The organism is Brevundimonas sp., from assembly GCF_013823285.1.
GTDB lineage: Bacteria > Pseudomonadota > Alphaproteobacteria > Caulobacterales > Caulobacteraceae > Brevundimonas.
In genome coordinates this window covers 20,131-33,194 of the sequence record NZ_PNLV01000019.1, presented here as the reverse complement: position 1 = coordinate 33,194, position 13,064 = coordinate 20,131, and the positions used below count along the sequence as shown (strand labels likewise).

Annotated in this window: 14 protein-coding genes; 4 read left to right on the top strand and 10 right to left on the bottom strand. The window is 69.3% G+C overall.

The window, feature by feature from the left end; translation table 11 throughout:
- A partial coding sequence (locus C0461_RS04635; protein WP_292104372.1) for a glutathione S-transferase N-terminal domain-containing protein occupies positions 1–522 on the top strand: 522 nt, incomplete at its 5' end.
- An 86-nt stretch (positions 523–608) separates the two neighbouring features.
- Complete coding sequence (prfA, locus tag C0461_RS04630; RefSeq protein ID WP_292104370.1) at positions 609–1,676, top strand: peptide chain release factor 1; 1,068 nt, start codon at positions 609–611, stop codon at positions 1,674–1,676.
- Here the strand turns inward: prfA and C0461_RS04625 are convergent.
- Positions 1,673–2,938: a YihY/virulence factor BrkB family protein gene (locus C0461_RS04625; RefSeq protein ID WP_292104369.1), complete on the bottom strand. Its 1,266-nt coding sequence runs from the start codon at positions 2,936–2,938 to the stop codon at positions 1,673–1,675. The genes prfA and C0461_RS04625 overlap by 4 nt on opposite strands.
- 71 nt (positions 2,939–3,009) lie before the next feature.
- Here C0461_RS04625 and prmC point away from each other — a divergent pair, with 71 nt between their 5' ends.
- Positions 3,010–3,891, top strand: a complete 882-nt coding sequence (gene prmC / locus C0461_RS04620) for a peptide chain release factor N(5)-glutamine methyltransferase (protein ID WP_292104368.1) — start codon at positions 3,010–3,012, stop codon at positions 3,889–3,891.
- Between the two features lie 295 nt (positions 3,892–4,186).
- Positions 4,187–5,041 (top strand): DUF4167 domain-containing protein, encoded by an 855-nt coding sequence (locus C0461_RS04615; RefSeq protein WP_292104366.1) that lies wholly within the window; start codon positions 4,187–4,189, stop codon positions 5,039–5,041.
- Positions 5,042–5,123: 82 nt separating this feature from the next.
- On the opposite strand, the gene C0461_RS04610 is transcribed toward C0461_RS04615, so the two are convergent.
- The 9 genes from C0461_RS04610 to C0461_RS04570 are packed head-to-tail and all read right to left on the bottom strand — an operon-like array spanning position 5,124 to position 13,015.
- On the bottom strand, positions 5,124–5,996 hold the full coding sequence (locus C0461_RS04610; RefSeq protein WP_292104364.1) for a transporter: 873 nt from the start codon (positions 5,994–5,996) through the stop codon (positions 5,124–5,126).
- A gap of 10 nt (positions 5,997–6,006) precedes the next feature.
- Positions 6,007–7,281 carry a folylpolyglutamate synthase/dihydrofolate synthase family protein gene (locus C0461_RS04605; RefSeq protein WP_292104363.1) on the bottom strand — a complete coding sequence of 425 codons (1,275 nt, stop codon included), beginning with the start codon at positions 7,279–7,281 and terminating at the stop codon, positions 6,007–6,009.
- Positions 7,282–7,290: 9 nt separating this feature from the next.
- Positions 7,291–8,175, bottom strand: a complete 885-nt coding sequence (gene accD, locus C0461_RS04600; RefSeq protein WP_292104362.1) for an acetyl-CoA carboxylase, carboxyltransferase subunit beta — start codon at positions 8,173–8,175, stop codon at positions 7,291–7,293.
- A 10-nt stretch (positions 8,176–8,185) separates the two neighbouring features.
- Positions 8,186–9,016: a tryptophan synthase subunit alpha gene (trpA, locus tag C0461_RS04595; RefSeq protein ID WP_292104361.1), complete on the bottom strand. Its 831-nt coding sequence runs from the start codon at positions 9,014–9,016 to the stop codon at positions 8,186–8,188.
- Entirely contained in the window at positions 9,013–9,465 is a 453-nt protein-coding gene (locus C0461_RS04590; RefSeq protein WP_292104360.1) for a hypothetical protein, read from the bottom strand. Before C0461_RS04590 ends, trpA begins: the two co-directional genes overlap by 4 nt.
- Positions 9,465–10,694 (bottom strand): tryptophan synthase subunit beta, encoded by a 1,230-nt coding sequence (gene trpB, locus C0461_RS04585; protein ID WP_292104359.1) that lies wholly within the window; start codon positions 10,692–10,694, stop codon positions 9,465–9,467. Before trpB ends, C0461_RS04590 begins: the two co-directional genes overlap by 1 nt.
- Positions 10,695–10,708: 14 nt before the next feature.
- A complete protein-coding gene (locus tag C0461_RS04580) occupies positions 10,709–11,371 on the bottom strand; it encodes a phosphoribosylanthranilate isomerase (RefSeq protein WP_292104358.1) in 663 nt (220 codons plus the stop codon).
- A 59-nt stretch (positions 11,372–11,430) separates the two neighbouring features.
- A complete protein-coding gene (locus C0461_RS04575; RefSeq protein WP_292104356.1) occupies positions 11,431–12,354 on the bottom strand; it encodes an L-threonylcarbamoyladenylate synthase in 924 nt (307 codons plus the stop codon).
- 10 nt (positions 12,355–12,364) lie between these two features.
- Positions 12,365–13,015, bottom strand: a complete 651-nt coding sequence (locus C0461_RS04570; RefSeq protein WP_292104355.1) for a cytochrome b — start codon at positions 13,013–13,015, stop codon at positions 12,365–12,367.
- Positions 13,016–13,064 lie beyond the last annotated feature (49 nt).

Here is a 13,064-nt window from a genome sequence, read left to right as displayed (position 1 = left end):
CGTGTTGAGGAAATCGTGGCCGACCCCTATGCGAATGCGCCCGAACTGCTGGCGGCCAATCCGCTGGTGCAGGTTCCCACCCTGATCGCCGAGGACGGCCTGCCGATCACCGACAGCCCGGTCATCTGCGAATATCTGGATGCGCTGGGCTCGGGGCCCCGCCTGGCGCCGCTGGAAGGACCGGAGCGCTGGCGGGTGAAGCGGCTCGAGACCCTGGCGGGCGGCGTTCTGGAAATGGGCGTCAAGCTGGTGCTGGAGCAACGCCGGCCGGAACACGAGCGGTCGCCATCCTGGGTCCAGCGCTGGACCCTCAACATGGGCCGCGCCCTGGACACGCTGGAGGCGGCCGCCCCTCAAGCCGACCCCCTGGACATGGGCATCATCACCACGGGCGTGGCGGTGACCTGGATCGGATTCCGCCATCCGGACTTCGACTGGCGGACCGGGCGGCCCAATCTGATCGCGCTCCAGGCAGCGCTGGAGCAGCGCGACAGTTTCCACCAGACCCGGCCGGACGCGTGACGCCAGATACCTGATCCCCGCATCGACACACGACCCCGCCCCGGCGTAAACAGCGCTCCTTCCCCGATCTAACGGAGAGATGATCCTTGCGACTGCCCCAGGCCCGCCTCGACCAGGTGCTCGACCGCTTCCACGAGGTGGAGGCCCGCATGGGCGCCGCCGCGGACGGCGCCGAGATCGTGCGCCTGTCGAAGGAGCACGCCGAGATCAAGCCGGTGGCGGACGCGGTCCAGACCCTTTCGAAGGCGCGTCAGGAGCTGGCTGATCTGGAGATCATGGCCCGCGACCCCGAGATGGCGGCCATGGCGGGCGAAGAGCTGGAGAGGCTTAAGGAAAACCTGCCCGAACTGGAGCGGCAGGTGGCCCTGTTGCTGGCGCCTCGCGACGCCGATGAGAACGCCAGTGCGGTGCTGGAAGTGCGCGCCGGAACCGGCGGCGACGAGGCGGCCCTGTTCGCAGGCGACCTTTTCCGCATGTACTCCCGCTACGCCCAGACCCGCGGATGGCGGGTCGAGGTGGATTCCGCATCCGAGGGCGAAGCCGGAGGCTACAAGGAAGTCGTGGCCACCATCTCCGGCGACGGGGTGTTCGGGCGGCTGAAGTTCGAATCCGGCGTGCACCGGGTCCAGCGCGTGCCCGCCACCGAGGCCGGCGGGCGCATCCACACCTCGGCCGCCACCGTGGCCGTGCTGCCCGAGGTGGAGGATGTGGAGATCGAGATCCGCGAGCAGGACATCCGCATCGACACCTACCGGGCGTCGGGGGCGGGCGGCCAGCACGTCAACAAGACCGACTCCGCGGTCCGCATCACCCACCTGCCCACCGGCATCGTGGTGACCTCCTCGGAGAAGTCCCAGCACGTGAACCGGGACAAGGCCATGAAGAACCTGCGCGTGCGCCTGTACGACATGCAGCGGCAGGCCAAGGACACGGCCCGCTCGGACGCCCGCAAGTCGCAGGTGGGCTCCGGCGACCGGTCCGAACGCATCCGGACCTACAACTTCCCGCAGGGACGCGTGACAGACCACCGCATCGGCCTGACCCTGCACAGCCTGCCCCAGATTCTGGAGGGCGACATCGATCCGGTTCTGGACGCCCTGATCACCGAGGATCAGGCCGCCCGCCTGGCGGATTTGGAGGCGGAATTCTCCTAATCCCGTTGATGCCTGCGTCGACGCATCAGCCGATCAGACAGGGCCTCGGCGTGTTTCAGGGTGAAGGCCAGGGCCGCCGGATGGCCACGGCGGGCGCCGATCGTGTCGGCCATCACCGCGCCCCGTTCACCCAGCGGAACCGGAGCACCGGTGGTGGTGTCCAGCGCGGTCTGATGCTCGATCTCGGCGTTGAGCTCGGCGCCCATCAGGATGATCTGCACGGTCACCCAGGTCCACAACAGGAAGGCCATCATGGCCGCCAGGGGGCCATAGGTGTCGGTGCGCACGAAATTGCTCAGGAACCAGCTGAACACGAATGATGTCAGGACGCTGAGAGTCGCAGCCGTCAGGGCGCCGGGCGTCAGCCAACGCCAGCGGGCCCGCGCCCGGCATGGGCCCAGACGATAGATCAGCGTCAGGGCGAAGACATAGCCGGCGAACAGCAGGGGCCAGCGCAGCGGCGCCAGATGGCTCCATTCCTCGCGTAGACCGAACAGATCCAGCACTATCGGCACGCCGATCACCATGGCGGCGGTCATGAGCACAAAAACCAGCGCCGAAACGGTGAAGCCCATGCAGAGCAGATTGTAGTGGATGAAATTGCGCCTCTCCACCTCGCTGTAGGCGACGTTCAACCCGTAGAATAGCTGCTTGACCCCGTTGTTGGCGGTCCACAGCGACAGGGCGAGGGTCCAGACTAGGGTGAAGGTCAGCTGGCCCCGCGAATTCTCGGCAAGGCGCTGCATCTGGGCGCCGATGAATTCGGCGATGTTGGCGGGCAGCACCGAATACAGGAACTGCAGCCTGCCCCAGGCGTCGGTGGGATCGGCGAAGAGACCATAGATGGTCACGAAGGCGGCCAGCATGGGAAACAGCGACAGGACCATGAAGAAGGTCACCCCGCCCGCCACGAACCCGACCCGGTCGCCCAAGTAGGCAGCGCCCACCCGCCAGAGGATGTCGGACCAGCCTCTATGGGGGATATGCGCCGGATGGGCGGCCAGACGGCCCCGGCCCGGCTCCTTCGCCTCATAGTCATGGGGACCGGGATCAGGCTCGCCAGGCTCATACGGCCGCGTGCCGGGCTCCACCCCCAGATTGCGCACCAGCTTGTTGCCACGCGTGTGCAGCAGATGCGCGCCGGCCGCGCCAGCCGCCAGACCGCCAACGCCAGCGGCTATCCAGCGCCACATCCCGCCGTCACCGCCGGAACGGGACAGGGCGGACAGAAGACGGGTGTCGGGACGAGGGAGGCGCGCCATCAGCGGGGAACGGCCAAGCCTGATCACCGTTCCCGCTTGCCCCGTCGGGCGCGCGAGGCCATCTAGCGCCCATGACCGAGACCCCCACCCTGCTGACCGCCTGGAAGGATGCCCAAGGCCGTCTGAAGACCGCGCGCATCGACAGTCCCTCCATCGACGCGCGCCTGCTTCTGGAAGCCGCCGCCGGGGTGTCGCGCACCGACATCCTGACAGATCCCTATCGCCCTCTGGAATCGGACGCCCTGGCGCGGCTGGAAGACTATGTGGAGCGACGCCTGAAGCGCGAGCCGGTGTCGCGCATCCTTGGCCGCAAGGGGTTTTGGAAGATCATGCTGTCGGTCACCCCGGCCGTGCTATCGCCCCGTCCTGACACCGAGGCGGTGCTGGACGTGTGCCTCAGGGCCTTTCCCGAGGGGCGGTCGTTCGAGATGGCCGATCTGGGCGTGGGCTCCGGCGCGATCCTGCTGGCGGTGCTGGCCGAGCGACCTGCCGCCAGGGGGCTCGGCACCGAGGTGTCCGAGGAGGCCCTGGCTGTGGCCCGCGAGAACGCCGCCAATCTGGATCTGAACACCCGCGCCGTCTTCCTGCGCACCGACTGGACCGCCGGCCTCTCCGACGGGGCCTTTGATCTGGTGGTGTCCAACCCGCCCTACATCCCGAGCAAGGACATAGAGACCCTTGACCCGGAGGTGCGCGACCACGACCCGCGCCTGGCCCTGGACGGCGGAGAGGACGGGCTGGACGCCTATCGCCTGCTGGCCCCCGAGATCCGGCGCATCCTCAAGGCCGACGGAATCTTCGCCGTAGAGATCGGCTGGGACCAGGCGGCGGCGGTCAAGGCGCTGTTCGAAGCCGCCGGTTTCCGGGACGTGAAGGTCGTCAAGGATCTGGCCGGACGCGACCGGGTCATCACCAACGGCCCGGACCCGCACGAGGGCACGGCGCTGAACTGATGGCTTTTGCGCGAAAGCCTCTTGGAAAGCGGCGCGTCGCGCGCTAAGTCTTGGCTTGTCTCCCACCAATCCGCATCGCTTCGGGACCGGCCCGACGATTGACGACTGGAGTTCGTGACGGCGCAAGGGTTCTCCCGCGTGCCGTGACGCAACGGGCGGCGAACGGTTTTCCGAGCATCGGACGCCGGGGATCGGCCCCGGCCGGCAGGATCAGACCCATTTCCGGCGAACGTCCCACCGCCCCAGGCGGCGACTCGCCCCAAGCACGGTAACGTCTATGAGAGATTTCAAGGGCATGAAGCGCCAACGCGGGCGCAACAGGAAGCCCGGCGGCAATCAGGGTAATAGCGCCAACCCGAACCGTTCCTGGGACTCGCAAGGGCCCGAGAATATCAAGGTGCGCGGCAACGCCCAGACCGTCTATGAGCGTTATCAGCAGCTTGCCCGCGATGCCTCCTCGTCCAGCGACCGGGTGCTGGCGGAGAACTATCTCCAGCACGCCGAGCATTATTTCCGCGTCCTGCGGGCGCTTCAGCCGCAGCGCTCCTTCCAGGAGATCGCCCAGCGCGAGCAGATCGGCCAGGGCTTCGACATCGACTTCGAGGATGAATCCGGCGCCCAGGCCGCGGCCTTCGCCGCCGCCCAACAGGCCGCCGACCGTCAGGCTCAGCCGCAACAGAACGCCCAGCAGGCCCCGCAGCAGCCGAACCAGGGACAGGACGCCCACCAGAATCAGGCTGACAGCGATGGTGACGGTAACGGTCGCCGCGAAACCCGCCGCGAGCGCTGGGAGCGCCGCCGCGACGGCCGCCGTGGCCCATACGAGCGTGACGAATCCGAAGGCGGCGCCGCCCAGTCCGAGGAGGCCCGCGACGAGAATGCGGCTTCCAGCCAGGAGACACCCGCCTCGGGCGGCGACACCTCCGAGCAGCAGGATCGCCCGCGCCGTGCGCGGCGTCCGCGCAGTGGCGGGGACCAGAACGAGGGGGCGTCCGAAATTGAGTCCAGCCTGCCGGGCTTCCTTACCCGCGCCACGCCCCAGCCGGCGGGCGACACGGCCTCCGAGGCTTCGGCCGAGGACAAGCCGGCCCCTCGCCGTCGCGCCCCTCGCCGCAAGGCCACTGACGCGCCCGTGGGCGAGGACGTCTAGGCAGCCCCTCGGACATTTCGTCTAACCCGCACGAACGGGCCTTGATGGGGTGAGGCTTTCGCTCGTCCCGGACTGAACCCGCTCAGCGCGTCAGCCGCGCGCTCACCGCCCGGGCGAAGCCCGCGCCGCGCTCGGGATCGAAACCCAGGTAGAAGTCCGGCTCGATCAGCTCGGCCTCGATCAGCACGGGCGAACCGTCCGGGCCGGGCACCAGATCGATGCGGGCGTACAGCAGATCCTCGCCGATGATGGACAACACCCGTTCCGCCACCGCCAAGGCGTCGTCCGGCGGGGTGACGGCCGTCACATGGCCGCCGAAGTCCGGCTGGCTGCGGAAATCCCCCGCCGCCGGCACCTTGCGGATGGCGTGGCTGAAACGGCCGCCGAAGAACAGCAGCGACAGTTCGCCCCCGGTCTCCAGCCCCTTCAGATAGGGCTGGATCATGGCCGTGCCGTGGAGCGTCTCGGTCAGGGTCTCGCCCCGGCGCAGACGGGTGGTGCGGTAAGCCCCGCCCGAGACGGCGGGCTTCACGATCAGGGCCTCGGCGTCGAAGTCAGCGAAGGCGGCTTCGATGTGATCCTGCGTCACCGCCTCGGCGTAGACGGTCGGCACGATGGGCGCCCCCGCCTCGGCCAACCGCCCCAGATACCGCTTGTCGGAGTTCCAGATCAGCACCCCGGCCGGATTGGCCACCGGCACCCCCGCCGCGCGCCAGGTCTCGCACGCCGCCAGCCAGCGGGGATGATCCCGGTGATACCCCCAGGCGATCAGGGGCAGGACCAGATCAAACCCCGCCAGACCCACCGCATCCCGCTCATGCTCGGTCCAGGCGGTCGGAACCGGCTCCAGTCCAGCCTCCCGCAGCGACGGAGCCAGACGGTCGAACACCGCGCGCCAGCGGCCCGCATAGGACGGATCGTTCGGCGCGGGGGTCAGGATGGCAATGCGGCTCATGGAAGCTCCTTCAGCGCGGCCAGGTCAGTTCGTCAGCGCCCAGCACCTCGCCAGCCAGATACAGCGATCCGCAGATCACAACGCGGCCCGCGCCGAAGCGCACGGCCCGCTCCAGCGCCGCGTCCAGCCCCTCGCACGGCGTGGCGCCCAGACCATGCCCGTGGGCCACGGCGGCCAGGGCGGCGGGATCGGCGGCCGCGCCCTCGAACGGCACGGTGAAGACATGGGCCCCCGTGCCCGCCAAGGCCTCGAAGAAGCCGGCCGCGTCCTTGTTGCCCAGCATGGCGCAGATCAGGGCCAGCGGGCGGGGCGCGCGAGCCTGCATGCGCGACAGGGCGTCGGACAGGGCTGCGGCGGCATGGGGGTTGTGGCCCCCGTCCAGCCACAGCTCGGCGTCAGCTTCGCGCGCGACTTCGGCGTACCGCCCCTCAGTCAGCCGCTGCATGCGGGCGGGCCATTGGGCTGTCTCCACGCCCCGCACGATGGCGGCTTCGGGCAAATCCAGCTCCAGCGCCACGGCGACGGCCAGCGCTGCATTGTCGATCTGGTGCGCGCCGTAAAGGGCCGGGGCGGGCAGGTCCAGCAACCGGTCCTCGCCCTGCCAGGCCATGGCGCCCCGCTCGGGCCAGGCGTCGAAGTCTCGGCCCATGACCGTCAGGCGCGCGCCCACCCGGGCGGCCTCGGCCTCGATCACGGCCATGGCGTCATCGGCCTGCCGGGCGATGACGGCGGGGACGCCGGGCTTGAGGATGCCCGCCTTCTCGCCTGCGATCACGGCCCGGTCGGTCCCCAGAAACTCGGCGTGGTCCAGATCCACCGGGGCGATGACGCTGACCAGCGGCCGATCAATCACATTGGTGGCGTCCAGCCGCCCGCCCAGTCCCACCTCGATCAGGGCCAGATCGGCGGGCGTCTCGGCCATGGCGAACAGCGCCGCCGCCGTCGTCGCCTCGAATACGGTGACGGGCACGCCCGTAGCCTCCACCCGGTCCAGAAGGACGTTCAGCGCATCCGTCCCGATCAGGTCTCCCGCCAGCCGGATACGCTCATTGAACCGCACCAGATGGGGCGAGGTGTAGACATGGACCCTCAGGCCCGCCGCCTCGGCCATGGCGCGCAGGAAGGCCACGGTCGATCCCTTGCCATTGGTCCCGGCCACATGGACCACGGCGGGCAGCCGGTCCTGCGGATCACCCAGCGCGGCGCACAGGGCCCGCATCCGGTCCAGCGACAGATCGATCTTCTGGGGCAGCCGCGCCAGCAGGCGGGCGGAGATTGGGTCCATGGGGGCGTTTTACGCCGCGCGCCGCCGTCCGCCCATCAGCATCGACAGGATGGCGCCCAGTTCCTTCGGCAGGTCGGCGCGTTTGACCACCCGGTCCACCATGCCCTTTTCCTGCAGATATTCGGAGCGCTGGAAGCCGGGGGGCAGCTTCTCGCGGATGGTGGTCTCGATCACGCGCGGCCCGGCGAAGCCGATCAGGGCGCCCGGCTCGGCCAGATGCACGTCCCCCAGCATGGCGTAGGAGGCCGTCACCCCGCCCGTGGTCGGGTCGGTCAGCACCACCGCATAGGGCAGTTGCGCGGCCTTCAGCTCCTGGATCGCCAGGGTGGTGCGCGCCATCTGCATCAGGCTCAGCGCGCCTTCCTGCATGCGCGCCCCGCCGGCTGCGGTGAAACAGACCATGGGGCAGCCGCGCTTCACGGCCTCGCGCGCTGCGGCGATGAAGGCCTCGCCCGCCGCCATGCCCAGCGACCCGCCCATGAAGGCGAAGTCCTGTACGATGACCACCGCAGGGGTCCCGTCGATCTCGCCATAGCCGATGGCCATGGCGTCCTTGGCCCCGGCCTTCTTGCGCGCGGCGTTGAGCCGTTCGCGGTAAGGCTTTCCGTCCGAGAACTTCAGCGGATCCTCGGGCACGTCCGGCGTGTCGATGGTCTCGTATGCGCCGTCGTCGAAGGTGTAGCGCAGCCGCGCCTCGGCCCCGATGCGCATGTGCCGGCCCGAGGGCGTGACCCACAGGGCCGTCTCCAGATCCGGGCGGTACAGCATCTCGCCGGTGTCCGGATCCTTGACCCACAGATTATCGGGGGTGTCGCGGCGGCCCACGATCTTGCGCACGCCCGGCGCGAAACGGGACAGCCAGCCTTGGCGAGGGGGATTGGTCTTGTCGATCATGCGGGGGCCTTTAGACGGTTTCCGCGACGCGCGCACCCCGGACCGCGTCCGACAGCGCCTTCACCTTCGCCAGAACGCGCGGCGCGGCCGGTTCGTTCGCATCCAGCGCAGCGGCCACCTCGTCCACCAGCACCGACCCGGCCACCACCGCGTCAGCCACCCGGGCGATCTCGGCCGCGCGCTCGGGCGTCTTGACCCCGAAGCCCACAGCCACGGGCAGGCCCGAGGCCTTGCGCACCCGCTCCACCGCCGGGGCAACGGAGGCGGTCTGAGCCTCCTTCACCCCCGTCACGCCGGCAACCGAGACGTAATAGACGAAGCCCGAGGTGCGCGAGACCACGATCTTCAGCCGCTCGTCGTCCGAAGTCGGCGTGGCCAGGCGGATCAGCGACAGACCCTCGGCGTCCAGGGCGTCTGTCAGGGGACCGGCTTCCTCGGGCGGGCAGTCCACCACGATCAGGCCGTCGACGCCCGCCGCATTTGCGGCGCGGGCGAAGGCCTCATGGCCCATGCTCTCGATGGGGTTCAGATAGCCCATCAGGATTACCGGCGTGTCCGCGTCGTCCTTGCGAAAGTCCGCCGCCAGATCGAGCGTGCCCTGAAGCGTCAGCCCGGCCTTCAGGCCCCGCTGCGCCGCGCGCTGGATCGGCGGCCCTTCGGCCATGGGGTCGGAAAATGGGAAGCCCAGCTCGATGATGTCGGCGCCCGCGTCCGGCAGGCCGCGCAGGATCTCCAGCGCCTGACCCCGCGTGGGATCACCCGCCATCACATAGGCCACGAACCCGGCCCGGCCCTCCGCCTTCAGCGCCGCGAAACGGGCGTCGATACGCGCGGTGGTCATTGCGGGGGCGTCTCGCCCTCGGCCGGAACCGGCAGGCAGTCGCCGCCCGTGTGAAGCGCGAAGCCCAGGTATCCCGGCGCCGTGGCCAGGGCCTCTTCAGACAGCTCCACATCATAGAAGGTGATCATTTCCAGGATGTCGCAGCCGCCGCTCGAGCGCGTCCGCTCGAACAGAACCTGGTTCGGGCCGCCCCCCGCGGTGCGCCACCCGGTCTGGGTCAGAGCGCCGACATACAGCTCCGCCAGCCCGCCGATCTCGGTCAGCGGCGCGGTCATGCACTGGGCGCGGCCGGCCAGTCCGTAAAGACCGCCGCAATCCGGGGCGGCGCGGGCGCTCTCGACGACCGGCAGGATCAGGCTGATGTTCTCGTCGCCCACGGCCGCATCCTGGCGGGCTTGGGCAGGCAGGGCGACGAGGGCCGCCATGCTGGCGATCAGGGCCAGACGCATTACAGATTCACTCCCAGGTGTTTGGCGACGGTGAAGATGTCCTTGTCGCCCCTTCCAGACATCAGCAACACGATATCGCCGTCCTTGCCAACCGCCTTCGCCACTTCGGCGACCCGGGCCAGGGCGTGGGAGGGCTCCAGCGCCGGAATGATGCCTTCCAGCCTGGAGCACATCTGGAACGCGTCCAGCGCCTCCTCGTCGGTGGCCGACAGATACTCGGCCCGCCCGATATCGTGCAGCCAGGCATGCTCGGGTCCGATGCCGGGATAGTCCAGTCCCGCCGAAATGGAGTGCCCCTCGACGATCTGGCCGTCCGGGTCCTGCAGCAGATAGGTGCGGTTGCCGTGCAGCACCCCGGGCCGTCCGCCCTTCAGGCTGGCGGCGTGGTCCGGTGTGTCCAGGCCATGGCCCGCCGCCTCGACGCCGATCAGGCGCACGCCCTCGTCATCCACGAACGGATGAAAGGCGCCGATGGCGTTTGAGCCCCCGCCGATGCAGGCCACCACCGCGTCGGGCAGACGGCCGATCTGGTCCATGGACTGAGCCTTGATCTCGCGGCCGATCACGCTCTGGAAATCGCGCACCATGGCCGGATAGGGGTGCGGGCCCGCCGCCGTGCCGATGATGTAATAGGTGTCCTCCACATTGGTCACCCAGTCGCGCATGGCCTCGTTCATGGCGTCCTTCAGGGTCGCCGCGCCCGCCGTCACCGGCATGACCTCGGCCCCCATCAACTTCATGCGGAAGACGTTGGGCTGCTGCCGCTCCACATCCACCGCGCCCATGTAAACCGTGCAGGGCAGGCCGAAGCGCGCGCACACGGTGGCCGAGGCCACCCCGTGCTGGCCCGCGCCGGTCTCGGCGATGATCCGGGTCTTGCCCATGCGCCGGGCCAGCAGGATCTGGCCCATGCAGTTGTTGATCTTGTGCGCGCCGGTGTGATTCAGGTCCTCGCGCTTCAGCCAGACCCGTGCGCCGCCGAAATGGTCGGTCAGCCGCTCGGCGAAATAAAGCGGGCTGGCCCGGCCCACATAGTGGGTCAGGAACCCGTCCAGCTCAGCCTGGAACGTGGGATCGACCTTGGTGGCCTCATAAGCCTGATCAAGTTCGTGGATCAGCGGCATCAGGGTCTCGGCCACGAACTGCCCGCCATAGGGGCCGAACCGACCCTTGTCGTCGGGCCATGCATAGGCGTTCTTCAACGGGGCGTTCGTCAGGGGAGCATTCATTCAGGCCACCAGCGTCAACGTGGGGAGGTTGCGCGCACGGCCTCCACAAAGGCCGCAATCAGGGCCGGTTCCTTAACACCCGGCGCGCTTTCCACGCCAGAAGATACGTCGACCATGGGCGCGCCGGATGCGGCCAGGGCCTGCGCTGCATTGTCCGGGTTCAGACCGCCCGCCAGGAACCACGGCCGGGCGAATGTGCACCCCTTCAACATGGTCCAGTCGAACGACAGCCCCATGCCGCCCGGCAGGCTCGACCCCTCCGGCGTGCGGGCGTCGAACATCAGGTGATCCGCCGCTTCCCCCCAAGCCTCCGCCGCCTCCAGATCTGTCGGGCCGGACACGGGAATGCACTTGATGATCCCGGCCCCGGTGATGGCGCGCACCTGATCCGCCCGGTCGGTCGTCTCGGCGCCATGCAACTGGATGAAATCCGGCGCGATCCAGTCGGCGATGCCCTTCAGCAGGTCATCGTCCGGATCGACCGTGACCGCCACCACCTTCGCCGACCGGTCGCGCGCCATGCCCGCGTCTTCCAGCAGCGCCGCGGCCCGCAGGGGCGAAACCGCCCGCGGGCTGCGGGGATAGGCCACGAGCCCGACGAAGTCCGCGCCTGCGTCCACCGCCGCCCGCAGGGCCTCCGGTGTGGTCAGGCCGCAGATTTTCACCTTGATCTTCATGCCCTGCTCGTGGGCTGCCGGGACGATCAGGTCAAGGCGTCCGGGGTCTCACACCGTGTTCAGCCTACGAAACCCGCCGCCCTTGTCAGCCGGTCATTGACCGCCTCGCCCAAGCCCAGGGCGGGGATCGGCGCCACGGCGATGGCGCGCGGCTTCTCGCGGTCGGCCTCGCGCAGCATGCGAAACAGATTGGCGGCGGTTTCACGCAAGTCCCCGGCCTCGGACAGGCTCCAGCGGCCCTGGCCCACCGGGCCGAAACCCAGCAGGATTTCACCCGCTTCCGCCCGCTCCGCGTTCAGGCGCAGCGGTGCGTCCGGCGCATAATGCAACGTCAGCCGTCCGGGCGACCGATGGCCCTCTCCGCTGCTGTCCGACAAGGCGCCGGCCACGGCCACGATCTCGTCGCGGGTCACGGAGCCGGGGCGCAACAGGCGGATCGCGCCGTCCATCACCGCCACCACTGTGCTCTCCACACCCACCGCGCAGGGCCCGCCGTCCAGGGCCGCCCCTGCATGGACGCCTGTCTCCTCCACCGCGTCATCGAAGGTGGTGGGGCTGGGCCGTCCTGAGCGGTTGGCCGAGGGCGCCACCACCGCCCCGCCGAAGGCCGCAATCACCGCCCGCGCCCGTGTGTGGCCGGGCACGCGCACCGCCACCGTGTCCAGACCGGCCCGCGCCAGGTCACAGACCGCCCCCCGGTCCCGCACGGGCGCCACGATGGTCAGGGGCCCCGGCCAGAAGGCGTCGGCCAGGGCACGCGCCCTGTCATCCAGCACCGCGATCCGCTCAGCCTGCCCGGCGTCGGCCACATGAGCGATCAGGGGATTGAAGCGGGGCCGCCCCTTGGCTTCGAAAATGCGCGCCACAGCATCGCCATTGGCCGCGTCGGCGGCCAGCCCATACACCGTCTCGGTCGGCAGGATGACCAGCTCGCCCCGCTTCAGGGCGACGGCGGCGTGCTGAATTTCGTCTTCGGGCGTCATGCCCGCCAGCCTACGCCCTCTGGCGCAGGAAGGGCAGCATGCGCTGCAGCACATTGTCCTTGTCGATGAAATAGTGCTTCAGCGCCCCGGCGATGTGCAGGGCGATGAGGATGTACAGCGACTTCACCACCGCGCCGTGTATGGCCATCATCAGCCCTGCGGTCTCGCGCCCGCCGCCGACGGGCAGCAGGGGCCAGTTGAACAGGCCGTACCACTCGAACCCCCGGCCCGCCGCCGAGGACGCCAGCCATCCGGTCAGGGGCATCGCCACCAGCACCACATAGAACAGGATATGGGTGGTGCGCGCCGCCAGCCTCTGCCAGCGCGGGGTCGTGGCGGGCAGCGGAATCGCCGGGTGCTTCAGCCGCCAGCCCAGACGGAGCAGGGTCAGAAGGAGAATCGAAATGCCGTTGGCCTTGTGGGTGGCGATCCACAGAGCGCGGTTCGGCCCCTCCTGATCCGCCGCCGAGATCAGCAGCACCTGGCCGATCACCAGCACGGCGACGACCCAGTGCAGGGCCATGGACACGGCGGAATAGCGGCTGCGGGTCTCGGTCATGGGTCCCTCCGGAATTTTCAGCACCACAGTGACCCGACCAGCGCCGTTCGCCAAGCCGCCGCTGGTGACGTCGTCGGCTTGACCTTGGGTGATCTTGCGCATGCGCCCCGCATCCCCCAATCAGAAGCGAAAGAAAACGCACCACTTCAGG

What these genes read in the sequence shown, in the direction of transcription:
- C0461_RS04575 (WP_292104356.1), bottom strand. Translation starts at nt 12,354, where the DNA reads ATGACGCCCGAAGACGAAATTCAGCACGCCGCCGTCGCCCTGAAGCGG.
- trpB (WP_292104359.1), bottom strand. Translation starts at nt 10,694, where the DNA reads ATGAATGCTCCCCTGACGAACGCCCCGTTGAAGAACGCCTATGCATGG.
- C0461_RS04590 (WP_292104360.1), bottom strand. Translation starts at nt 9,465, where the DNA reads ATGCGTCTGGCCCTGATCGCCAGCATGGCGGCCCTCGTCGCCCTGCCT.
- C0461_RS04625 (WP_292104369.1), bottom strand. Translation starts at nt 2,938, where the DNA reads ATGGCGCGCCTCCCTCGTCCCGACACCCGTCTTCTGTCCGCCCTGTCC.
- trpA (WP_292104361.1), bottom strand. Translation starts at nt 9,016, where the DNA reads ATGACCACCGCGCGTATCGACGCCCGTTTCGCGGCGCTGAAGGCGGAG.
- C0461_RS04570 (WP_292104355.1), bottom strand. Translation starts at nt 13,015, where the DNA reads ATGCGCAAGATCACCCAAGGTCAAGCCGACGACGTCACCAGCGGCGGC.
- C0461_RS04605 (WP_292104363.1), bottom strand. Translation starts at nt 7,281, where the DNA reads ATGGACCCAATCTCCGCCCGCCTGCTGGCGCGGCTGCCCCAGAAGATC.
- prmC (WP_292104368.1), top strand. Translation starts at nt 3,010, where the DNA reads ATGACCGAGACCCCCACCCTGCTGACCGCCTGGAAGGATGCCCAAGGC.
- C0461_RS04610 (WP_292104364.1), bottom strand. Translation starts at nt 5,996, where the DNA reads ATGAGCCGCATTGCCATCCTGACCCCCGCGCCGAACGATCCGTCCTAT.
- C0461_RS04580 (WP_292104358.1), bottom strand. Translation starts at nt 11,371, where the DNA reads ATGAAGATCAAGGTGAAAATCTGCGGCCTGACCACACCGGAGGCCCTG.
- C0461_RS04615 (WP_292104366.1), top strand. Translation starts at nt 4,187, where the DNA reads ATGAAGCGCCAACGCGGGCGCAACAGGAAGCCCGGCGGCAATCAGGGT.
- accD (WP_292104362.1), bottom strand. Translation starts at nt 8,175, where the DNA reads ATGATCGACAAGACCAATCCCCCTCGCCAAGGCTGGCTGTCCCGTTTC.